This window comes from Candidatus Methylopumilus planktonicus (genome assembly GCF_000981505.1).
Lineage (GTDB): Bacteria > Pseudomonadota > Gammaproteobacteria > Burkholderiales > Methylophilaceae > Methylopumilus > Methylopumilus planktonicus.
In genome coordinates this window covers 1-22,935 of record NZ_LN827929.1, presented here as the reverse complement: position 1 = coordinate 22,935, position 22,935 = coordinate 1, and the positions used below count along the sequence as shown (strand labels likewise).

Below are 22,935 nucleotides of genomic sequence, written 5' to 3'. Positions count from 1 at the left end.
ATATCCATATTTTTTAAGTTGAGGTTTCAGTTGTTAAGCCATTTCCTGTCATTAAGATCTATTTTACTCTTCCCTTTTCTAATGCTTTTCTTGGTTGGCTGCCATAAACCCCCTGAGCAAAGTGGCATGCCACCTAATTTTGTAATGCCTGTAACCATGCTTGAAGTGACGCCTTCGAGTGTCCCTATTACAGCTGAAGCAGTAGGCCAAACAGAAGGTGCTAAAGAAGTCGAAATTAGGCCTCGTGTTGGCGGTATTTTATTAAAACGAAAATACAATGAAGGTTCCCCAGTTAAAGCCGGTCAAACCTTATTTACCATTGATCCCGAGCCATACAAAATAGCCTTAAATCAAGCGCGTGCTCAATACAATCAGAATCTTGCTCGAGCTGAACAAGCTAAGCGAGAAAAAAAACGTTTAGAAAGTTTGATTGAATCCCAATCAATTAGTCAGCGTGAATTTGATAATGCAACATCAGATGAGTCGATTAGTGTTGCGGCTCTTGCCCAAAGCCGAGCAAATTTAAGACAGGCTGAACTCAATCTTTCTTATACTAATGTCACCGCACCTGTCGATGGTATTTCAGGTCGCTTTCAATTTTCTGAGGGTGCACTTATTTCTGCTAATACAAGTCTACTTACGACATTAGCTCAAGTAAATCCAATTTGGGTGCGTTTTAGTTTTTCGGATAATGAACTTAAACAATTGGGTGGTGCATTAAATGAAAAAAACATTCAAGAAGTTTCAATGATCCTTTCTGGTGGAAATGAATACCCGAAAAAAGGCAAAATAAACTTTGCCGCAAGCGAAATCAATCCGTCACTTGGCACTCAAGAACTCCGGGCAACATTTGAAAATAACGAGCGTCAAATTTTACCTGGCCAATTCGTACGTGTCCGTGTGAATACAGGTAAAAAAGATGGTGTTTTTTTATTGCCTCAGTTAGCGGTTCTTAATTCCGACCAAGGTAAATTTGTATTTGTGGTCAATGAAAAAAGTCAAGCGACACCCCGTCCTGTTGTGACTGGCCAATGGAAAGGTAAAGATTGGGTTATTCTAGGCGGTCTTCAAGCGGGCGATAAAGTCATTATCGACAATCTTATCAAAGTACGTCCTGGCATGCCTGTGACTAACATGCCTAGCTTCAAAAAATAATGAGTAAATTTTTCATTACGCGGCCCATTTTTGCTGCGGTAATCTCAATCATTATTGTCCTAGCTGGTATTGCAGCTGCACTTAAATTATCCATTGCACAATATCCACAAATTGCACCGCCTACAGTCATTATCACTGCTAACTACCCAGGTGCAAGTGCCGAAACACTCTCGAAAACAGTTGCAGGCCCCATTGAAGAACAGCTAAGTGGCGTTGAAGGTCTTCTTTATTTTAATTCAAGCACGGACTCTAGCGGCACACTTAACATTACTGCTACTTTTGAAATTGGCACCAACATTGATCAGGCTACATTCAATGTAAGTAACCGTGTCAACATCGCCTCTCCTCGATTACCAGAAATGGTAAGGCGCACAGGTGTGATTGTACAAAAAAAATCAAATGACATTCTTTTGGTGGTGATGCTCACGTCAAAAGACAAACAATTTGATCCGCTTTATTTAAGTAACTATGCAACGCTAAATGTTTTAGATGAAATCAAACGCGTCAAAGGTGTTGGTGATGCTAATATTTTTGGTGCCCGCGATTACTCTATGCGGATCTGGCTAAAACCAGATCGAATGGCACAACTTGGTATTACCACCTCTGATATTGCAGCAGCAATTCAAAGCCAAAATGCACAATATGCGGCAGGTAAAATTGGTCAGGAACCCTCTTTAAGTGACCAACAGCTCGTATATACAGTGAATGCAAAAGGTCGCTTGCTTGATCCTAATGAATTTGGAAATATTATCGTTAGAGCTGGAGGGCCTAACGGTATTCTTTATCTTAAAGATATTGCACGGGTCGAATTGGGTGCACAAACCTACGATATCAATACAACATTAAATGGTAAACCAGGCGTAGGTATTCCTATTTTCCTCCGAACAGGCGCTAATGCTCTTGATACAGCAAAAGGCATTAAAGAAAAAATGGCTGAACTTAAAGGACGCTTTCCTAAAGGGATGGATTTTGAAATTCCTTATGACACAAGTAATTTTGTAAAAGCTTCCATGAAAGAAGTGTTTAAAACGCTTGGTGAAGCAATGCTTCTTGTAGTGATTGTCGTGTTTCTATTTTTACAAAGCTGGCGTGCAACTTTAATTCCTATTATCGCTGTGCCTATCTCTCTAATAGGTACTTTTGCAGGCCTATATCTTTTTGGTTTCTCAATCAACACGCTGACACTATTCGCTATGGTCTTGTCTATTGGTATTGTGGTCGATGATGCCATTGTCGTTTTAGAAAATATTGAACGCTTGATGGCGGAAGAAAAACTTTCTCCGATTCAAGCTGCTATTAAATCTATGGAGCAAGTCTCTACTGCAGTCGTTGCCATTGTATTAGTGTTATGTGCTGTATTTGTGCCTGTGGCATTTATGGGTGGTATCGCGGGAGAGCTCTATCGCCAATTTGCTGTGACAGTTGCTATTGCTGTTGTGATATCTGGTGTTGTGGCCCTCACGCTAACGCCGGCACTCTGTGCCATTATCTTAAATCCGAACTCTATTCATTCAAAATTTTTTGATCGCTTTAATGGTGGATTTTCTCGCTTAACCAATTTTTATATTAAGGTTGTTAATAGCACATTGCACCACCGCTTTATTGGTGGCATTGTTTTTGTTGGGATTGTCATTGCCTCTATATGTCTTTTTAAATATACGCCTACAAGCTTTATACCTTCCGAAGATCAGGGATACGTTATTACAGCCGTGATGTTGCCAGATGGCGCCACAATTAGTCGCACTTCCAAAACAACAGAAGCCGTACGAATTTCAATTGCCAAGGAACCTGCAGTTGCCTATCAGACTGCAATAAATGGTTATGATCTGATAGGTGGTGGAAACAAATCAAATGCAGCAACAACTTTTGTTAGATTAAAAGACTGGGCCGAAAGAGAAAGCTCCGCGAGTGATATTGTAAAAAAAATTATCGGTATTGGTATGATGCAATCCGATGGCCTTGCTATTGCATTTAACCCCCCGTCAATTCGTGGATTGGGCAGTTCGGGTAGCATGGAAACTTACGTCCAAAGTAGGAGCGACACTGATCCATTACGTTTATTTGCAGCAGTCAATTTGTTCATTGAAGCACTTAAAAAAGAACCGCGCCTTATAGGCATTAATTCCTTTTTTAGGCCTACTGTACCGCAGCTTTTTATTGAAGTAGATGAAGCTAAAGCAATGAGCTTAGGCATACCTATTTCGAGTATTTATGACACGCTGCAAAGCACTATGGGCTCACTATATGTTAATGACTTTAATAAATCGGGTAGAACTTATCGCGTTCAGCTTCAAGCGGAAGCGCCGTATCGCATGAGTCCAGATGATCTCGGTAAAGTGTATGTGAGATCAAATTCAGGCGCTATGATTCCTCTTTCAGCGATTAGTACAGTCAATAGTCTTTTAGGTGCCGAACAACTCGAACGTTTTAACGGACTTCTCTCGGCAAAAGTCTTAGCAGGAGGAGCCCCTGGTGTGAGTTCGGGCGACACCATTAAACTTGTTGAAAAAATTGCGAAGGAAAGTTTACCTGAGGGTTATCAAATGGCTTGGACAGGACAAGCCTATCAAGAAAAGCGCACAGGTTCTGCGGCGCTCTTCGCATTTGGCTTTGCCATTATTATGGTATTTCTGATTTTAGCCGCACAGTTTGAAACATGGGCACTTCCTCTCGCAGTAATTATGGCTGTGCCATTTGCAATGACTGGCGCGCTCATTGCTATTCTAGTGCGCGGCATGCCAAATGATATTTATTTTCAGATTGGCTTAATCACCTTGATTGGCCTCGCTGCTAAAAATGCAATTTTAATTGTGGAATTTGCCAGTCAAAAAATGGAAGAAGGTATGCCCCTCATGGAGGCTGCGGTTGAAGGTGCGCGCCTCCGTTTTAGACCTATTGTGATGACATCGATGGCTTTCGTTTTTGGTATTGTGCCTCTTGTTTTTGCAACGGGTGCAGGTGCAGCGGCACGTCAATCTATGGGGACTGGTGTTTTTGGCGGTATGATCTTGGCTACTTTTATTGCGACTATTTTTATTCCGCTATTTTTTGTATGGTTAAGTAAACACCAAAAAGATCGTATTGGCACTTATATCAAAATTGCTGAAGAGTTTAAAAAATAAAATATGAAAATCATATTTTTAATATCGCTAATTTTGGTTGCAAGTTGCACTCTAGTTGGGCCTGACTACAAGCGCCCAGAAATTAATTTACCCAACGCTTATCGCCAGGAAATTAATAAAGACAATGTAGTTGCGGATTTAAATAATTGGTGGAAGCTTTATCAGGACCCAGCGCTTGATGAGTTAATGGACAAAGCATTAATTAAAAATATAGATATAAATGCTGCGATTGCGCGCCTGGAAGAAGCTGATGCATACCTAAAACAAATAGGAGCGGCTTTGATACCCTCGGTGGATTTAACGTCTCAAGGCAGTCGTACTAAAGCCACTGAAACTGGTATTGTCCCCTCAAATTTTGTAAAACCTTTTCGTAAAAATTTCAATATTCAACTCGGCACATCATTTGAGCTAGATTTTTGGGGAAGATTACGTCGAGCAAAAGAATCAGCTCGTGCAGAATATATTTCATCTCAATATTCAAAAGACACTGTGGTATTAAGTTTACAAAGCACTCTTGCAAGTAATTACTTATTATTGCGAAGCATCGATTCACAAATATTGGCTTTAAAAGATAATGTTGAATATCGTAAAGAAAATCTAGAGCTCACTAAAAAGCGCTTAGAGAGCGGTCTTATATCAGCGCTCGATCTTCATCAAGCAGAAGCAGCTTTTAATAATCTATCTGCTCAACTCAGTGATCTTATTCGTCAACGTGAAGTCATTTCTAATCAACTTATTCTTTTGTCAGGCGATATGAATTTAAATATTCCTGAAAATAGATTGGACACTTTGATCACGCCTCCAATACCTCCGGCTAATATCCCCTCATCGCTTTTAGAATCAAGACCAGACATTAAAGAAGCTGAACAAATAATGATTGCAGCGAATGCCAATATTGGTGTGGCTAAAGCGGCACTTTTTCCAAATATTATTCTTACGGCAAATTTTGGAAGAGAGAGTGCTGAATTAAAAAATGTTAATAAAACTGGTTCAGATATATGGGGAATAGGTTTAGGCTTGACACTACCAATTTTTGATTCGGGAAGAGCTCAAGCGAAAGTTAGCCAAGCAACAGCCAAACAAAAACAAGCGCTTAGCTATTATGAGTCTTCTATACAAAATGCTTTTAAAGAAGTAAATAATGCACTTGTATCTTTAAAAGAATATACCGAGCAAGAAAATGATTTAAAACTCACACAAGATGCGGCGAAGAAGGCTATGGATATTGCATCGAACCGATACAAATCCGGTTATTCAAGTTATCTGGAATATCTTGATGCTCAGCGTGTATACAATGATGCGTCGATTGCTTATATTCAAAAAAGGCAGTTAAGATTAATTGCGAGCGTTGAATTATTTAAATCTTTAGGTGGGGGTTGGTCTGTAAAATCAGAAAATAGTTAAAACTATTATTGTTTTAATCTTTTTTTAGCTTTTTCAATCGATTTTTTGACTTGCTCAAAAGATGTGCCGCCAATGTGATTTCTCGATTTAATTGAGCCCTCGAGGGTAAGATAGCTATACACATCGCTTGAAATCACTTTACTAAATTTTTTCAATTCATCTATCTTGAGTTCTGATAAATCACATTTCTTTTTAATAGCTGCATTTACGGCTTTTGCAACAACCTCATGCGCATCTCTAAATGCCACACCCTTGATCACAAGATAATCGGCCAAATCTGTTGCAGTTGCATAACCTTTTAAAGCAGCTTCTTTCATATTTTTTTCATTCACCGAAATGCTTTTAAGCATGTCTGCATAAATGGTGAGTACATCTAAAATAGTATTTGCAGTATCAAAAAGAGGCTCTTTATCTTCTTGGTTGTCTTTATTATAGGCAAGTGGTTGCGCTTTCATAAGCATAAGAAGGCTCATTAAATGGCCTGTGACTCTTCCTGTTTTTCCTCTCACCAATTCAGGTACATCTGGATTTTTTTTCTGCGGCATGATGGATGAACCAGTACAAAATCTATCAGCAATTTCAACAAATCCAAACATAGGGCTCGACCACATGATGAGCTCTTCTGAAAATCTTGATAAATGGGTCATGAGTAAAGATGCTACAAAAGTAAATTCAATTGCAAAATCTCTGTCTGAAACTGCATCTATTGAGTTCTCGCACAAACCGTCAAATTTAAGTTTTTTAGCAACCTTATTTCTATCGATAGGATAGCTTGTGCCAGCAAGGGCTGCTGATCCTAAGGGTAATTGATTCATTCTTTTTCTTGCGTCTTCAAATCTTGTCAAATCTCTTTGTAACATTTCATAATAAGCCATCAAGTGATGGCCAAAGGTTACAGGCTGTGCGATTTGGAGATGAGTGAATCCAGGCATAACTGTTTTTTGATGCTTATCTGCTAACTGAACAACGGATAACTGAAGTGTTTTAATTTTTTGGATCGTTTCATCTATGGTTGCTCTTAACCATAACCTCAAATCAGTTGCGACTTGGTCATTTCTGGATCTTCCTGTATGTAATTTCTTACCGGCTTCACCGATTTTATCAGTCAATCTTTTTTCAATATTCAAATGTACGTCTTCTAAATCTATAGACCATTTGAAGCTGCCAGCTAAAATTTCTTTTTGAATGCTTTGTAATCCGCTTTGAATAGCTTTTAAATCTTTTTGAGTGATAATTTTTTGTGCGGCCAGCATTTCAGCATGAGCCAGCGAGCCTTCAATATCATGGAGACCTAGTTTGTGATCAAACACAATAGAAGCTGTAAATCTTTTGACGAGTTCAGTCACAGGCTCATTAAATCTGCCTGACCAATTCGCTTTTTTCATATCTTTTTTAGCCATTATGAAAGTATATGCTAAAGCTTATGATTTTCTAAATTTTCAATGCCATAGCTTATGATAAAATGACACATTCGTTTTAAATTCAAATATGACCTATCCTACACACATAACCATCGCGACGCGCGAAAGTGACCTTGCAATATGGCAAGCCGAATATATTAAGTCAGAACTTTTATCTTTTTATCCAAGATTAGAAGTTACTATTCTTGGCATGACGACTCAAGGCGATAAAACACTTAATAAATCTCTCTCTAAGATTGGCGGTAAAGGTCTTTTTATCAAAGAACTAGAAGTCGCATTACAAAATAAAGAGGCTGATATTGCAGTGCATTCGCTTAAAGACTTACCCATGCATTTGAGTGAAGAGTTTATGATTGCCGCTATTGGTAAACGAGAAGATGCAAGAGATGCATTTATTTCTAATGATTTTGGGGCACTCGAAATGTTGCCACCGGGAAGTATTGTTGGCACCTCAAGTCTTCGTCGACAAAGTCAATTACAACGTCGGTTCCCTGAGCTCGTGATTGAGCCATTGAGAGGAAATTTACAAACTCGCTTGAGAAAGCTCGATAAAAAACAATATCACGGCATTATATTGGCGGCGGCGGGGCTCATTCGGCTGAAATTAAAAACACGTATTCGACAGTACATGTCCCCTGAAAATTCAATTCCTGCTGTCGGGCAAGGCGCACTTGCTATTGAGATATTAAAAGTGCGTTCGGATCTTGTCGAGCTATTAAAGCCTCTGCATCATCAAGAGTCGGCTTACTGCGTTTTAGCCGAAAGAGCTATGAGTAGAACATTGGGTGGCAGTTGCAATGTTCCATTGGGTGCCCATGCAATTATTGAAAATAAAATACTCAAGCTTCAAGGTTTTGTAGCTACCATAGATGGAAAAGAAATGATTAAAGATAGAATTGAAGGCTCTATTGAAGATGCTGAAAAACTTGGCGAAAAGCTTGCGAAGCAACTTCTTGATCAGGGTGCCGATAAAATTTTAGCGAGTCTTGTTATATGAGTAAAAAAGAACTCCATCAAACCGGTATTGTCATTACTCGCCCTTCTCATCAAACTGGAGAGATCAAAGCCTTGGTCAATGATCATCAAGGGCATCCTATCGAATTTCCTTTGCTTGAAATTCAATCAAAAAGTCAAAACGAAACTTTCCAAAATATCGTTTTAAAATTGAATGATTATGATTGGGCTATTTTTATTAGTTCTAATGCGGTGCAATTTGGTATGCCAGCAGTCAAACATGCTTTTCATATATTACCCGAATCGACAAAGTTTGCAGCTATTGGCCCCTCCACTCAAAAAGCATTGAAATTATTTGATGTAAATCATGTACTCATACCAGATGAAAACTTCGATAGCGAGGGTTTACTTGCTACCGAAGAAATGAATGATATTAAGAATAAAAAAATTGTGATCTTCAGAGGCGAGGGTGGCCGAGAAACTTTAGCTGAAACATTAAGAGCGCGTGGCGCTGAAGTTACTTACGCAGAATGTTATACCCGCACGTTTCCGCAAACCAATTTAGATTTACTTAAAACTTTCTCTGAAAAAATTCATATTTCAGCAATTCTTATTACAAGCTCTGAGGCATGTAAGGAGTTTATTCGTTTAAATCGCTTAAAAGATATGAGTTTTTTAAAGGACGTACTTTTTATAGTCAATCATCCGAGAATGGTAAATGTTCTTGAGAGGGAGTCTTTTATGACTTTTTCATCGGACGAGCCTTCTGATCAATCTATGATGAAAAAGCTCTTAGAGACAATCGATCACTAATTTTAGATTTCTCGCGTTCTCTTTTAAGAGTTTTTTTTCACTATTGCAAACTCGTTTTAATTAAACATTACTTAATTCGCAAGTCCTTTCGGCTTCAAGGAACTTTTCCTGCTTTCATTAAATGCATTTGCTGCTGAGGCTGCTAAACCAGCTGCTGATGCTAAAGCTGCTAAGTAATTTGCTTATTCAGTACTAAAGAAAAAGGCGCTTTTAGCGCCTTTTTTATGCCTGTTTATTTTTTTACGGGTGCTGCAAACGTAAAAGCATCCGAATAAAACTCATCCTCTGGTAGCCCTGCTTTAATAAATGCCTTATGTGCAACCTCTACCATCTGAGGAGCGCCACAACAATACAATTGGTAGTCATTAAAATTTACAAAATCTTTTAATACAGCTTCATGCACTAGTCCATTGCGGCCATGCCAAGCATCTTCTTCAAGCGATTCAGACAATACAGGAATGTATTCAATATGCGAAAATTCATTTGCCCATTTTTTGCATAATGAATCCATATATAAATCTTCCAGCACGCGAGCACCACGATAAAGCTTGATGGGTCTCTGCATGCCTTTTTGAATAGACTCTTCGATCATGCCCTTAATCGGTGCAAAGCCCGTTCCGCCAGCTACAAAAATAATAGTTTTTTCAGAATGTTCGCGTAAGTAAAAATTCCCGAAAGGTCCTTCTACACGAAGAATAGATTTTTCTTTCATTTCTTTAAATACATATTCTGTAAATTCGCCACCTGGGATCAGTCTTAGGTGAATTTCAAGCAAGGAAGACTCGTGAGAAGGACTCGCAATAGAAAAAGCGCGTCTTTTCCCATCTTTGAGTAAAAATTCTAAATATTGGCCAGCCACAAATTGAAGTTTGTCTGTACTCGGCAGCTTTAACTTCATAAGCATCACATCATGTGTAAGAGCCTCTAATGATTCAACGCGTACCGGAAAAATTTTAGGTCTAATATTATTGTTAATCGCTAATTCCTTTATTTCGATGGTTAAATTTTCTAAAGCGATGGCTCTACAAAATAATGTCATACCATTTTTAATTTCATCTTCTGAAATCACAGATGATTGATAATCTTCTAAATGTACTTTTCCTTCAACCACTTTACCTTTGCATGCGCCGCATGCTCCATTACGACAACCATAAGGTAGATGAATCCCTTCATCTATGGCGGCCTCTACAATGGTTTGACTTCCTTTAGCTTGAAAGACATGGCCACTTGGTAAAAGTTTTATGGTGTAACTCATTATTTTAAAAGCTCATCATCGCGACGATACTCGCCCTCGATCACATCTTCTTCTGATGGATTAATATTTTGAGAAGCGTTATTTTTAATAGGAATAAGCAACAATATGACTGCAAAGAGATCTGTAATTACGCCGGGAATAATAAATAAGAGACCTACAAATAAATTACGAGCACTTCCAATCATGACTTTAATTGGGTTGCCACCTTGGCCCATTGCTCCCATAAACTTTGCAAAAACTAATTGTTTTTCTTCTTTAATTAACCGCCAACCAAGATAACTGACTAAAACCATATAAAGAAAAAACCACCAGCCATAAAGAGTGCTTAATTTAAAAATGCCCCATATCTCAATGACTGGGAAGGACAATAAAAGAATAGTAAAAAGTAATCGCATTGGGTTATTCTATGAATCTAGTTAGAATTATATGTAATAAATGATCGTTGTGCTTAAGAGCTTGTTTGAATAATACTTAAGGAACGATTTTGTGACAAATTAACTCCAATCTACTTATTTCTTATTAATTGAAGGCCGTTATTCATGTTTAGCCGTATTTTTTCTTTATCAAAAAAAATAACCATCTTATTTGGTTTATTTTTTATCGGCTTACTCATCAACAGCGCAAATGCTAATGACTCTTTAATCTTAAAAGATAAAAATGCATTCTTACCGCCTGACGAAGCTTTTCAATTAACAATTAAGAAAAATCCTCAATCTATCGAGGCGGCCTTTTTTATTGCTAAAGACTATTATCTTTATCGTAATAAATTGAGAGTTGAATTTGATCATATTGTTCAAAAACAAATGCTTTTGCCCACAGCTGAAATTAAAACAGACCCACACTTCGGAAAAACAGAAATTTACCATGACACTTTAGATGTATCTATTCCATATGACCCAACTCATCCACCAAAAGAGATAAGCCTGACTTATCAAGGATGCAGCCAAAAAGGTCTTTGTTATGCTCCCATTACAAAAGCATTTAAATTCGATAACATTCAAAACAAAAACTTAAACGCGGTCAGCTCTAATTCTGAAGTTGATACGATGCAATTTTTACTTCAGTCACAACACATTGGTCTTATCTTATTGGGATTCTTTATTGCAGGGCTTTTGCTTTCTTTAACGCCCTGTGTGCTTCCCATGATTCCTATTTTATCAAGTATTATTTTTGCATCACATAAGCGCCCCTCTCATCAAACACGCTTAAAAGATTTTTTTCTGTCCTTGAGTTATGTGGGTGGCGTTTCTTTTACTTACACCTTGATAGGTATTTTTGCAGGATTATCAGGTAATTTAATTTCATCAAGCATTCAAAGTCCCTTGCTCATGATTATCCTCGGCATTGTTTTTATTCTTTTAGCTCTTTCTATGTTTGATTTATATGCTCTCAAATTACCTCACTTCGTTGAAAATTTCATTGCAACATCTATCCTTCGCGTAGAGGGGGGGAGATATTTTAATGTTTTTATTATCGGTATGATTTCATCTCTTGTATTAAGTCCTTGCATCGCCCCTCCCCTTGCAGGAGCAATCATTTATATCAATCAATCACAAGATTTTATCTTGGGTGGCTTAGCTTTATTTACACTGTCTATTGGCATGAGCATACCGCTTCTTCTCATTGGTATTTTTTCTGATCAATGGCTACCAAAGCGCGGCCATTGGATGATTATTGTTAAAGAGCTGATTGGCTTTATCTTAATTGCCATGGGCCTTTTTATTATGAGTCCACTATTCCCTGAACATTTTGATCAGATTGCTTACAGTGCTTTATTACTCGCACTCTCTATATATTTATTTTTTGCAGCTCGTCGCTTTAAATATAAAGCGATGTCTTGGGTTCATGTGTTAGCTTTTGTAACGCTCCTTGCTTCCATTTTACTTTTTGGCCTAACTCTTCAAAAAATAAATGTCTCAGATAATGAAAACATTCCTAGTGCCACGAAGCCTAATCACGTTTCTGTTTTGCCTTTTAAGCAAATTCAAAGTCTCGATGATTTATCTCGCGAACTTAATCAGCGCGATAACAAAATGATCATGCTCGATTTTTATGCGGACTGGTGTGTATCTTGTAAAGAATACGAAAAACTTACTTTTAGTAATTCAAAAGTCAAAGAGCGTCTCAAAGAATATAGCTTGCTTCAAGTTGACGTCACTAAAAATAATGCTAACCATAAAGCCCTCTTAAAACATTTCAATCTTTACGGGCCGCCAGCCATCTTATTTTTTGATAAGCAGCATAACGAAATGCGTACTTATAGAATTGTAGGTTATAAGAACGCATCTCAAATGCTAGACCACCTTAAAACGCTCCAACATGAAAATCAATAAAACCAAACTTCATTTAGCCATCTATTTGGTTGCTATTATTTTTTTAGGTTTTTCTTTTTCTCGCATTTTTTTAATGCCGTCTGAGAAAAACGCTCCTTCGACTGCCCCCCTATATTCATCCATAATGAATGACCCTGATGGCAAGCCTCAAAGCCTCAAACAATTTCAGGATAAAACTATTGTGCTTAATTTTTGGGCAACTTGGTGCGAGCCTTGTCGTGAAGAAATGCCTGAATTATCCCAACTCTATGCTGAGAATAAATCCAAAAACCTTGTAGTAGTTGGTATTGCAATTGATGAGGAAAAGGCCGTGAAATCTTTCCTTCAAAAAACAAAGGTAGCGTACCCTATATTTGTAGATGAAGATCAAGGGGTGATTTTGAGTAAAAATTTAGGGAACAATGAGGGTATTTTGCCTTATACTGTAATCATCAGTTCAGATGGTAACATCCAGAAAACGATTCTCGGTCGCGTACATAAAGACCAATTGGATGCCATACTCAAGCCTTTATTGCAACCCTCTAAAAGCCTTTAATTTTCCTTAATTTCGTCTAATTTGTAGACAAAAAACCTTATTTTCGGCAAAATTAACTTCCATAGATTCAAGAAAAACGTAACACATGGCAACAAAATCGATCTTAGTTTTGCACGGGCCTAACCTAAACCTTCTTGGTGAGCGTGAGCCACAGCACTATGGTAAACAGACCCTAGAAGACATCGATCAAGCGTTAAAAACCATAGCATCAGCGAAGTCTATTAAGCTTGAAACCATGCAAAGCAATAGCGAAGGAGACTTGGTAAACAAAATCCAGTCGCTTAGTAATGACAAAGTTGATTTCCTAATTATTAACCCGGCAGCTTATACCCACACATCTGTTGCAATGCGTGATGCGCTCTCAGCCGTCAAAGTGCCATTTATTGAAGTTCATTTATCGAATGTATATGCAAGGGAGCCTTTTAGGCATCACTCCTATTTTTCTGATATCGCAGTCGCGGTGATTAGCGGCCTAGGTGCGGATGGTTATATAGCAGCCCTTAATTTTGCAATTAACGCTTAAAGTTTTAAAAAGAGGCCATCATGGATTTACGCAAACTTAAAAAATTAATCGATTTAGTAGAAGAGTCTGGTATCGCCGAACTTGAACTCACCGAAGGTGAAGAGAAAGTAAAAATCAGCCGGCAACTTATGAATCAAGCGGCACCTATGACACACTATATACAAGCACCTCAGCAAATGGGGCATCAGCCCCAAATGGCCGCTCCATCAGACGGGGGAGCGACTTCAGAAACTAAACCTATTGCAGAAAAAATAGATGGCCATGCAGTAAATTCACCTATGGTGGGAACGTTCTATCGTTCACCGTCGCCTGATGCTAAAGTTTTTGTCGATGTAGGCTCCAAAGTCACTAAAGGTGACACTCTTTGTATCATTGAAGCTATGAAATTACTCAATGAAATTGAAGCTGACGCTACTGGCACGATTAAGAAGATCTTGGTTGAAAATGGCCAGCCCGTTGAGTACGGCGAAACTCTCTTTATTATTGGCTAACTTATTTTATGTTTGAAAAAATACTGATCGCTAATCGCGGCGAAATAGCACTTAGAATTTTGCGTGCATGTCGCGAGCTTGGCATTAAAACAGTTACCGTCCATTCTGAAGCAGACCGCGATGCAAAATATGTCAAACTGTCTGATGAGTCAGTATGTATTGGGCCGGCGCCCTCCACACAAAGTTATTTAAATATCCCAGCTGTCATTAGCGCTGCAGAAGTTACAGATGCAGAGGCCGTTCACCCTGGCTATGGCTTTTTGTCGGAGAATGCAGATTTTGCTGAGCGCGTTCAACAGAGTGGTTTTGTATTTATAGGTCCCCGTCCAGAAACGATTCGCCTCATGGGCGACAAGGTTAGCGCAAAACACGCCATGAAAGAAGCGGGGGTACCCTGTGTTCCAGGATCTGAAGGTGCGCTTCCTGATGAGCCCAAAGAAATCATTGCTATTGCTAAAAAAATTGGTTACCCCATTATTATTAAGGCTGCTGGTGGTGGTGGTGGGAGAGGCATGCGCGTAGTGCACACTGAGGCTGCTTTAATTACTTCAGTCAATATGACCAAACAGGAAGCACAATCTGCTTTTGGCAACCCCGTTGTATATATGGAAAAGTATTTAGAAAAACCTCGCCATGTTGAATTTCAGATACTTTCTGATGAGCATGGTAATGCTGTATATCTCGGTGAGCGCGATTGCTCTCTTCAGCGTCGTCATCAAAAAATTATTGAGGAAGCGCCGGCACCTGGTTTATCACAAAAAATTCGTGAAAAAATTGGTGAGCGTTGCGCGGAAGCATGCCGAAAAATTAATTATCGTGGCGCGGGTACTTTCGAGTTCTTATATGAAAACAATGAATTTTATTTCATTGAAATGAATACACGATTACAAGTTGAACATCCTGTTACAGAATTTATAACTGGTATTGATATTGTTCAACAACAAATCAAGATTGCTTGCGGTGAAAAATTACCTTTTAAACAAAAAGATATTGTCTTTAAAGGGCATGCAATTGAATGTCGAATTAATGCGGAAGATCCTTATACCTTTTTACCGTCGCCTGGAAAAGTCACTACGTTTCATATGCCTGGAGGCCCAGGCGTTCGAGTAGATACTCATACCTACGCAGGTTACACCGTGCCTTCGAATTATGACTCCATGATTGGTAAGTTAATTACTTATGGTGACACACGCGATCAAGCTATTGCGCGAATGCGCGTTGCTTTATCTGAAATGGTAGTCGAAGGCATTAAAACAAATATTCCGTTACACAACGACCTCATGGCTGATCTTGCATTTAATAATGGTGGTGTCAGCATTCATTATTTAGAAAAAAAACTCGGCATACAAAAAAAATAAATGGCCGCTTGGATTAATCTTAAAATCCGAGCAAGTGCAGACTATGCACATATCATGAGTGATGCTTTAATCGAACTCGGCGCACTTTCCTGCGCTATCGAAGACTCTTATCTTAATAGCGAAAATGAAGAAGCGCTTTTTGGTGAGCCCAACATTCCAAGCAATACAATATGGCAACACAATACAGTTGAATCTCTTTTTGATGCGGCCGTATCTATTGACACCATCATCAATGAACTGAAAACTATTACTGGTTTACCTCATATTGATTACACGCTTGATACTGTGGAAGAACAAAATTGGGTTGCTTTGACTCAATCACAATTTGAACCCATCAACATTTTTGACAGGCTTTGGATCGTTCCAAGCTGGCATACTTCACCCAATCCTGATGCCATCAATATTATTTTAGACCCTGGACTAGCATTTGGAACAGGAAGTCACCCCACAACACATTTATGTTTAGAGTGGCTTATTAAAGAAGTGAATATTAATGATCACGTTTTAGATTACGGATGTGGGTCAGGTATTTTGTCTATTGCAGCAAAAAAATGTGGTGCAAAACAAGTCATAGGTGTTGATATTGATCCACAAGCCATTATTGCAAGCATACATAATGCAAAAGAAAATCATGTCGATGTTCAGTTTTATAATTCGGAATTACCACTCACTTTTGAAGCCGATATAGTGGTTGCAAATATTTTGTCAAGCGCGCTATCCGTCCTGGCACCCCTCATAGCAAAGGCTTGTAAGCCTCATGGGAAAATTGCATTATCTGGCATATTGAAAGAACAAATCGTGATGCTGACTGAAATATATAGTACATGGTTTGATTTAAACAAACCAATTGAACGCGAAGGCTGGATTTTGCTGTCAGGCACCAAAAAAAGTATTTCCTAAATTTTTTAATTCGTTTATGATGCAAACTCCTCTTAATAAAAAGGATAGTAAATGAAAACGAATGTTAAAGGTTTAGAAAGAGTAGTTCGTATTGCTCTTGGCGCTGCTATATTAGGTCAAGCAATTGGTGGTTACTCTGTTTTTGAATATGGTATTGTTGATGAAGTCGTTGGTGTTGTGTTATTAGGCACTGGTGTTTTAGCTTCATGTCCAATCAAATCTGTTTTAGGTCTTGGTGCTAAGAAAGCTCCCGCAAGATCACCTGCTGCAAAAAAACCAGCTGCTAGACGTAAACCAGCTCGTAAAGTTGCTGCAAAAAAACCAGCTAAACGTAAAGCGGCTCCAAAAAGAAGACGCGCGGCTCGTTAATCGCTTATCCATGTTAAGAAGCGTTACATATAAATAACGCTTCTTATATCATTTCAATCGTATCTGTTTTAATCAATCGTACTGCCTCTGAGATTTTTTCTACGGCTTTCATTCGTACAAAACTTTTTCGATAAGCAATTGCAATTGTTCTCGAAGGCACAGGCTTAATAAAAGGAATTACTTTTATTAAATAGTTTTGATAGCGGTCTGAGGTTGCACTTTTTGGCAACACAGTAATCCCTAAGTTCGATGCCACCATATTACGAATCGTTTCAAGTGAATTTCCTTGGAGCACCTCACCTTTTTTAGATAAATCTGGGCATGACTCAATCACTTGCAAACTAAAGCAATGTCCACTATTTAAAAGTAATACTTTTTCGTCGCTTAATTCTTTTGGATGAATATTTTTACGTGTTGCCCAAGGATGGTTATTCGGCACAGCCACAACAAATTCTTCTTTATAAAGCGGCAGAACATGTATACCCGGAATATTAAATGGCAATGCCACAATCGCTGCGTCAATTTGTCCATTTTTCAATTGTAGCTCGAGACTCGCGGTAATATTTTCCTCAACCTCTAGCGGCATTTTTGGAGCGATTTTTCTTAGGATAGGAATAATTTGCGGCAACAAGTAAGGGCCGACCGAATGAATCATGCCAACTTTTATTAATCCGTCTAAGGGGTCACCGCCAGATTTGGCAAATGATTTTATCTTTTCAACTTGCTCTAGAATAATATTGGCTTGCTCAACAATTTTTTCGCCAATTTCAGTAATAGTAACTTCGGTGCGATTTCTCTCGAATAAAGAAACATTCAGTTCTTCTTCTAGTTTTTTAATTGCTAAACTTAAAGCGGGTTGACTCACAAAACATTTATTTGCGGCACGTCGAAAATTTTTCTCTTTAGCCACGGCCACTACAAATCTTAATTCGCTTAGCGTCATAAATTAATCAAAACTAAATATCGAGATTGCTTGCTCCTAATGCATTATTTTCAATAAATGCACGTCTCGGCTCTACCTGATCTCCCATGAGCGTTGAGAATATTTCATCAGCTGAAATAGCATCATCAATTTGTACTTTAAGTAATCGGCGCACGCTAGGATCCATCGTTGTTTCCCAAAGCTGTTCTGGATTCATTTCACCCAAACCTTTATAGCGCTGAATATTTAAATTGTGTTTTGCTTCTCCCAACAACCAGTCCAGTGCTTCTTTAAAATTAGAAATGGATTCTGATTTTTCTCCTCGCTGAATTTCAGCACCCGCACCCACAAGACCATCTAGCATTTGTGATGTTTTTAATATTTGGTGGTAATCGCCACTCGACAAGAATAATGCGTCAATAACACAGCTTTCTAAATTGCCATGAACAAATTTATGAACGGCTAACTTATAAGTTTTAGTTTCTTCATCAAGCGACACAATTACTTCTGATTTTTCTGTGCTCTTATTAATGAGACGCTCTCTTATCGCTTTTGCAACATTTTCAACCTTAGTCTCGCTTGTTAAGTCTATAGCACCTACATGAAGAATTGCGCGCAATACCGCTTCGTCATAATGAGGTGCAATACGACGAATGACCGCCTCCGTTAATACCATTTGTCTTGCAATTTCCCCTAACGGATCGCCTGTAAGACTACTACCGCCTTTTTTAGTAAGCAAGGTTGCATCTTTTATGGCTGATTCAAGTAAGTATTGATCAAGTTCTTGTTCGTCTTTGAGATATTGCTCGTGCTTACCTTGTTTCACTTTAAAAAGAGGGGGCTGTGCTATATAAATATGTCCTCGCTCTACAAGCTCTGGCATTTGACGATAGAAGAATGTTAATAGCAAAGTACGAATGTGGGCGCCGTCAACGTCAGCATCAGTCATAATAATAATGCGATGGTAGCGGAGCTTTTCAACATTAAAATCATCCTTGCCAATTCCAGTCCCTAAGGCAGTAATTAAGGTTGCAATTTCTTGTGAAGATAATAATTTATCAAAGCGCGCTTTCTCCACATTTAGAATTTTTCCTTTTAATGGAAGGATCGCTTGATTTTTCCGATCACGGCCTTGTTTTGCTGAGCCTCCTGCAGAATCGCCCTCGACTAAGTAAATTTCGCACAATGATGGATCTTTTTCTTGGCAATCTGCCAATTTGCCTGGAAGGCCCATCGAATCCATAACGCCTTTGCGTCTTGTCATATCACGTGCTTTACGTGCTGCCTCTCTTGCGCGCGCTGCATCAATAATTTTATTGCAAATAACTTTTGCGTCCGCAGGATTTTCTGCCAAGAAGTCAGCGAGCTTTGAAGCAACCACATCAGACGCTACTGGCTGTACTTCGCTTGAAACCAGCTTATCTTTTGTTTGTGAAGAAAATTTAGGTTCTGGCACTTTCACTGAAAGAATACAAGTGAGGCCTTCTCGCATGTCGTCACCAGTTGTTTCTACTTTTGCTTTTTTAGCGAGGTCGTTTTGTTCAATAAAATTATTGAGTGTTCTTGTCATCGCGGTGCGAAGACCTGTTAAGTGCGTGCCCCCGTCTCGTTGAGGAATGTTATTTGTAAAGCATTGAACATTTTCCCCATATGAATCATTCCATTGCATCGACACTTCAACGATGATGCCTTCTTTTTCGCCAACCGCGTAGAAGGGTTTTTTATGAAGCACGGATTTAGATCGATTCATGTATTCCACAAAACCTTGCACGCCACCGGAATATGCGAAGTTTTCTGACTTGTTATTTCTTTGATCTATCAATTCCATTTTGACGCCATTATTAAGAAATGATAGTTCGCGTATGCGTTTAGCTAAGATTTCATAATGAAAATCTATATTAGTAAATGTTTCAGCTGAAGGGAAGAAATGAACTTCTGTTCCGCGACGATCCGTGGTGCCCATTTCAGCTAACGCAGCCACACGCTCGCCGCGTTTAAATTCCATTTGATACACCTTACCATTACGACAAACTTTTAAGCGCAACCATTCAGATAGTGCGTTCACTACAGAGACGCCTACACCATGTAAACCGCCAGATACTTTATAAGAGTTTTGATCAAACTTTCCACCAGCATGTAATTCTGTCATTACAATTTCAGCTGCCGACCTTTTAAACTCGTCGTCGTCTTTAATGTCTGTTGGAATACCGCGCCCATTATCTGAAACGCTCACGGAATTGTCTGGATGTATAATAATTTTAATGTCGTCACAATGACCTGCTAAAGACTCATCAATCGCATTATCAAGCACCTCGAAGACCATGTGATGGAGTCCACTACCATCAGATGTGTCACCAATATACATACCTGGTCTTTTTCTTACTGCATCTAATCCCTTTAAGATTTTAATACTGTCTGAGTTGTATTCTTGATTGTCTATCTTTTGAGCCACGAGTTTCTCTTTATCTTAAATTGAATTAAATGCGCATTGGCATGACTACATACTTGTAGTCGTTGTTGTTCGGTATTGTAAATAAGCAGCTGCTGTTCGTATCCAAGAATGCGAGTGTTACTTTATCTTCTTGAATGTTTGTAAGAACATCAATTAAGTATGTCACATTAAAACCAATATCAATAGGATCTTGTTGGTATTGGATTTCTAATTCCTCTTCTGCTTCTTCTTGCTCTGTGTTTGTGCTAATTAACTTTAAATTATTATCTGCAATTATCAAGCGGATGCCGCGATATTTTTCGTTTGATAAAATCGATGCGCGCTGCAAAGAAGTTAAAAACTGTGATCGATCAATTGTGAATTGGTTATTATGTCCCTCAGGAACAACGCGTGTGTAATCTGGGAACTTACCATCAATAACTTTTGAAATGAGTTTTATGTCATTAAAATTAAAACTGACTTGGCCTTTATAAAGCTCAACCGATACTAACTCTTCTGTTTCATTAAGAAGTTTAATTAATTCAATTACTGTTTTTCTGGGAAGAATCACTTCTGTTTTATTGTAATTTTGATCTAAATGAATTGATGTAAAACTTAAGCGGTGTCCATCAGTGCCTACAATATTAAGTTGATTGCCATTCACTTCAAATAACAAACCATTTAAATAATAACGAATGTCTTGTTGTGCCATTGCAAACTCAACTTGCTTTAATAAACGCTTAAGTTGAATTTGAGAAATTGTAATAACTACAGCTTCGCTTGAGGCCTTTGTCATAACTGGATAATCTTTTGCAGGTAATGTTTGAATGGCGAAACGACTCTTATTAGCTTTTACTGCAACGCGACTATCTTTAATTGTAATATCGATCACACAATCGTCGGGTAATGATCTTGTGATATCAAAAAATTTTCTTGCAGATATGGTTGTAGCAATCTCTTCTTTTAGGTCTGCTTTAAAACTTAAAGATACTTGCATTTCTAAGTCTGTTGCCGTAAGTTGTACTTGACCATCTTTTCCTTGAATTAGAATATTCGAAAGAATGGGAAGTGCATGCTTACGCTCTACAATACTTACAACATTAGCTAGGGGTTTAAGTAATGCGTCTCGATTAATTTTTATATTCATGTCGTTCTTCTTTATTTAATGTTTTTTAATATATAAATCTAATAATAGTAATAATGGTGAGGTTTTCTATGGATAACCTTATAAACCTTAATATAATCAAATAGTTATCTTGTGAATAACCATGCATTTCTATTGTAATTTCCTGTGGATGAATTGTGGACAAAAAGAACATGTTTTAATAAAACACTACTTACCCACAATTCATCCACAGCCATTCCACAGGGTTTAATTAACCCTTAAGTACTTGTTTAAGTATTCCTAAGTCTTGCGCAACCGATTGATTACTTAAACGCAATTGTTCAATCTCTTCACATGCGTGCATAACAGTTGTATGGTGTCGGCCACCGTAAGCCTCACCAATTTCAGGAAAGCTTAAATTAGTAAGCTCTCTTGTCAAAGCCATAGCAAGCTGTCTTGGTTTTGAATAATTACGTGAACGTTTCTTGCTTAACATGTCAGATATTTTAATTTTAAAATATTCTGCCACGGTTTTTTGGATGTTCTCAACACTCACTTGACGTCCGCGCACCGCAATTAAATCTTTCAGCGCATCTTTAGCCAACTGAATATCAATGGCTGATTTTGTAAAATTAGACATTGCTAATATTCTATTTAGTGCACCTTCTAATTCACGCACATTAGAACGAATTTGTTTTGCAATGAAGAACGCAACTTCTTCAGAGATTTTCATTTTATTTTCTTCGGCTTTTTTTAGAAGAATAGCTACGCGCATTTCAAGCTCGGGCGGCTCAATAGCTACAGTAAGCCCCCAACTAAATCGAGTTCTCAAGCGTTCATCGACGCCTTCAATTTCTTTCGGATAGCTATCACAGGTAATAATAATTTGTTTCTTATTTTCAATGAGCGCATTGAATGCATAAAAGAATTCTTCTTGTGTGCGATTTTTCTTTGAAAAAAACTGAATGTCATCAATCAATAGCAAATCTAATGAATGATAATTTTTTTTAAAAGCATCAAAAGCTTTATTTTCATACGCTTTAACTACATCCGATACGTAGCGCTCGGCGTGAAGATACTTTATCTTTGCGTCAGGCTGAATTTGTTTTAAGTGATTGCCAATTGCGTGAATTAAGTGAGTCTTACCTAAGCCCACGCCGCCGTATATAAAAAGTGGGTTATATGCTTTGCCTGGATTTTCAGCTACCTGCATAGCTGCAGCGCAAGCCAATTGATTGGCTTTGCCAGTCACAAAGCTTTCAAATGTAAATTGAGGGTTGAGGCCAGACGCCTTGACTTCTTTAAGTGTGCCGCCCGCACTTTTTTTGATTGTTTCTTGACTAGGCGCTTCGGCCACGTTGTTTGGTGGAGATATGGCTAAAGCCTTTGATAAAATAGCCTCTTTTTTAGGCAATATAGATTCTTTAATAGCGCGTATGGCAAATTCTACTTTGGTGACATCGGGGAGCAGTTCTTTGGCTAGCAATTCAATTTTTTGTGCAAAGCGATCTTTTACCCACTGTTGCACAAACTTATTGGGGGCTAATATCTTAATTTTATTTTGGTCGTGCTCGAACCTAAGCGGCTTAATCCAGGTATTAAATTGCTGAGCGGAGAGCTCTTTTTTAAAGCGTTCGAGACAGTGAGTCCAAAAATTTTCCATTAACGGCAAAATCCGATATATATAGTATTAAAATTACAATTTCTTCTTGGTTTGGCATTTTAGAGAACCGGAATGGTGTAAAAATGCCTTTTAGGAATGATTGCTTTAAGGAAGTCATCTTAACTGAACCTGTCAAAGTTATCCACAGGCGTTTTAAGACTTCCTAAACAAATAATCGTTG

General features: G+C 38.3%; 19 protein-coding genes. 12 read left to right on the top strand and 7 right to left on the bottom strand.

Annotated elements, in window-relative coordinates:
* Positions 1–81 precede the first annotated feature (81 nt).
* Genes BN1208_RS00095 through BN1208_RS00085 form a run of 3 tightly spaced genes read left to right on the top strand, consistent with a single transcriptional unit; the run spans position 82 to position 5,681 of the window.
* Entirely contained in the window at positions 82–1,155 is a 1,074-nt protein-coding gene (locus BN1208_RS00095; protein ID WP_052734585.1) for an efflux RND transporter periplasmic adaptor subunit, read from the top strand.
* Entirely contained in the window at positions 1,155–4,277 is a 3,123-nt protein-coding gene (locus BN1208_RS00090) for an efflux RND transporter permease subunit (RefSeq protein WP_046486575.1), read from the top strand. The genes BN1208_RS00095 and BN1208_RS00090 overlap by 1 nt, the downstream gene beginning before the upstream one ends.
* A 3-nt stretch (positions 4,278–4,280) precedes the next feature.
* Positions 4,281–5,681 carry an efflux transporter outer membrane subunit gene (locus BN1208_RS00085; protein WP_046486573.1) on the top strand — a complete coding sequence of 467 codons (1,401 nt, stop codon included), beginning with the start codon at positions 4,281–4,283 and terminating at the stop codon, positions 5,679–5,681.
* 5 nt (positions 5,682–5,686) lie between these two features.
* Here the strand turns inward: BN1208_RS00085 and argH are convergent, their stop codons facing one another.
* On the bottom strand, positions 5,687–7,081 hold the full coding sequence (gene argH, locus BN1208_RS00080; RefSeq protein WP_046486571.1) for an argininosuccinate lyase: 1,395 nt from the start codon (positions 7,079–7,081) through the stop codon (positions 5,687–5,689).
* Positions 7,082–7,169: 88 nt separating this feature from the next.
* Between argH and hemC the strand changes: the two genes are divergently transcribed.
* Positions 7,170–8,099: a hydroxymethylbilane synthase gene (hemC, locus tag BN1208_RS00075; protein WP_046486568.1), complete on the top strand. Its 930-nt coding sequence runs from the start codon at positions 7,170–7,172 to the stop codon at positions 8,097–8,099.
* Entirely contained in the window at positions 8,096–8,869 is a 774-nt protein-coding gene (locus BN1208_RS00070; protein WP_046486566.1) for a uroporphyrinogen-III synthase, read from the top strand. The genes hemC and BN1208_RS00070 overlap by 4 nt, the downstream gene beginning before the upstream one ends.
* A gap of 232 nt (positions 8,870–9,101) precedes the next feature.
* Here BN1208_RS00070 and BN1208_RS00065 read toward each other — a convergent pair whose 3' ends face one another.
* Together BN1208_RS00065 and BN1208_RS00060 are read right to left on the bottom strand one after the other, a co-directional pair.
* Positions 9,102–10,124: a CDP-6-deoxy-delta-3,4-glucoseen reductase gene (locus tag BN1208_RS00065; protein ID WP_046486563.1), complete on the bottom strand. Its 1,023-nt coding sequence runs from the start codon at positions 10,122–10,124 to the stop codon at positions 9,102–9,104.
* Positions 10,124–10,519 carry an FxsA family protein gene (locus tag BN1208_RS00060; protein ID WP_046486555.1) on the bottom strand — a complete coding sequence of 132 codons (396 nt, stop codon included), beginning with the start codon at positions 10,517–10,519 and terminating at the stop codon, positions 10,124–10,126. Before BN1208_RS00060 ends, BN1208_RS00065 begins: the two co-directional genes overlap by 1 nt.
* Positions 10,520–10,663: 144 nt before the next feature.
* Between BN1208_RS00060 and dsbD the strand changes: the two genes are divergently transcribed.
* The 7 genes from dsbD (at position 10,664) to BN1208_RS00025 (ending at position 16,633) form a co-directional block, all read left to right on the top strand.
* Positions 10,664–12,457, top strand: a complete 1,794-nt coding sequence (dsbD, locus tag BN1208_RS00055) for a protein-disulfide reductase DsbD (protein ID WP_052734584.1) — start codon at positions 10,664–10,666, stop codon at positions 12,455–12,457.
* Entirely contained in the window at positions 12,444–12,992 is a 549-nt protein-coding gene (locus tag BN1208_RS00050) for a TlpA family protein disulfide reductase (RefSeq protein ID WP_046486552.1), read from the top strand. Before dsbD ends, BN1208_RS00050 begins: the two co-directional genes overlap by 14 nt.
* Positions 12,993–13,077: 85 nt before the next feature.
* Positions 13,078–13,515 carry a type II 3-dehydroquinate dehydratase gene (gene aroQ, locus BN1208_RS00045; RefSeq protein WP_046486550.1) on the top strand — a complete coding sequence of 146 codons (438 nt, stop codon included), beginning with the start codon at positions 13,078–13,080 and terminating at the stop codon, positions 13,513–13,515.
* A gap of 20 nt (positions 13,516–13,535) precedes the next feature.
* Complete coding sequence (accB, locus tag BN1208_RS00040) at positions 13,536–14,006, top strand: acetyl-CoA carboxylase biotin carboxyl carrier protein (RefSeq protein WP_046486548.1); 471 nt, start codon at positions 13,536–13,538, stop codon at positions 14,004–14,006.
* 8 nt (positions 14,007–14,014) lie between these two features.
* Entirely contained in the window at positions 14,015–15,364 is a 1,350-nt protein-coding gene (accC, locus tag BN1208_RS00035) for an acetyl-CoA carboxylase biotin carboxylase subunit (RefSeq protein WP_046486547.1), read from the top strand.
* Positions 15,365–16,264 carry a 50S ribosomal protein L11 methyltransferase gene (gene prmA, locus BN1208_RS00030; RefSeq protein ID WP_046486545.1) on the top strand — a complete coding sequence of 300 codons (900 nt, stop codon included), beginning with the start codon at positions 15,365–15,367 and terminating at the stop codon, positions 16,262–16,264.
* Between the two features lie 51 nt (positions 16,265–16,315).
* On the top strand, positions 16,316–16,633 hold the full coding sequence (locus tag BN1208_RS00025; RefSeq protein ID WP_046486543.1) for a YgaP family membrane protein: 318 nt from the start codon (positions 16,316–16,318) through the stop codon (positions 16,631–16,633).
* Positions 16,634–16,676: 43 nt separating this feature from the next.
* Here BN1208_RS00025 and BN1208_RS00020 read toward each other — a convergent pair whose 3' ends face one another.
* The 4 genes from BN1208_RS00020 to dnaA form a co-directional block, all read right to left on the bottom strand.
* On the bottom strand, positions 16,677–17,576 hold the full coding sequence (locus tag BN1208_RS00020; RefSeq protein ID WP_046486541.1) for a LysR substrate-binding domain-containing protein: 900 nt from the start codon (positions 17,574–17,576) through the stop codon (positions 16,677–16,679).
* Between the two features lie 13 nt (positions 17,577–17,589).
* The gene (gene gyrB, locus BN1208_RS00015; protein WP_173424741.1) at positions 17,590–20,007 is read right to left on the bottom strand and encodes a DNA topoisomerase (ATP-hydrolyzing) subunit B; all 2,418 of its coding nucleotides are present in this window, start codon (positions 20,005–20,007) and stop codon (positions 17,590–17,592) included.
* A 25-nt stretch (positions 20,008–20,032) separates the two neighbouring features.
* Positions 20,033–21,133: a DNA polymerase III subunit beta gene (dnaN, locus tag BN1208_RS00010; RefSeq protein ID WP_046486538.1), complete on the bottom strand. Its 1,101-nt coding sequence runs from the start codon at positions 21,131–21,133 to the stop codon at positions 20,033–20,035.
* Between the two features lie 229 nt (positions 21,134–21,362).
* Positions 21,363–22,754, bottom strand: coding sequence for a chromosomal replication initiator protein DnaA (gene dnaA / locus BN1208_RS00005; RefSeq protein WP_046486536.1), 1,392 nt, complete (start codon positions 22,752–22,754; stop codon positions 21,363–21,365).
* Between the last annotated feature and the right edge of the window lie 181 nt (positions 22,755–22,935).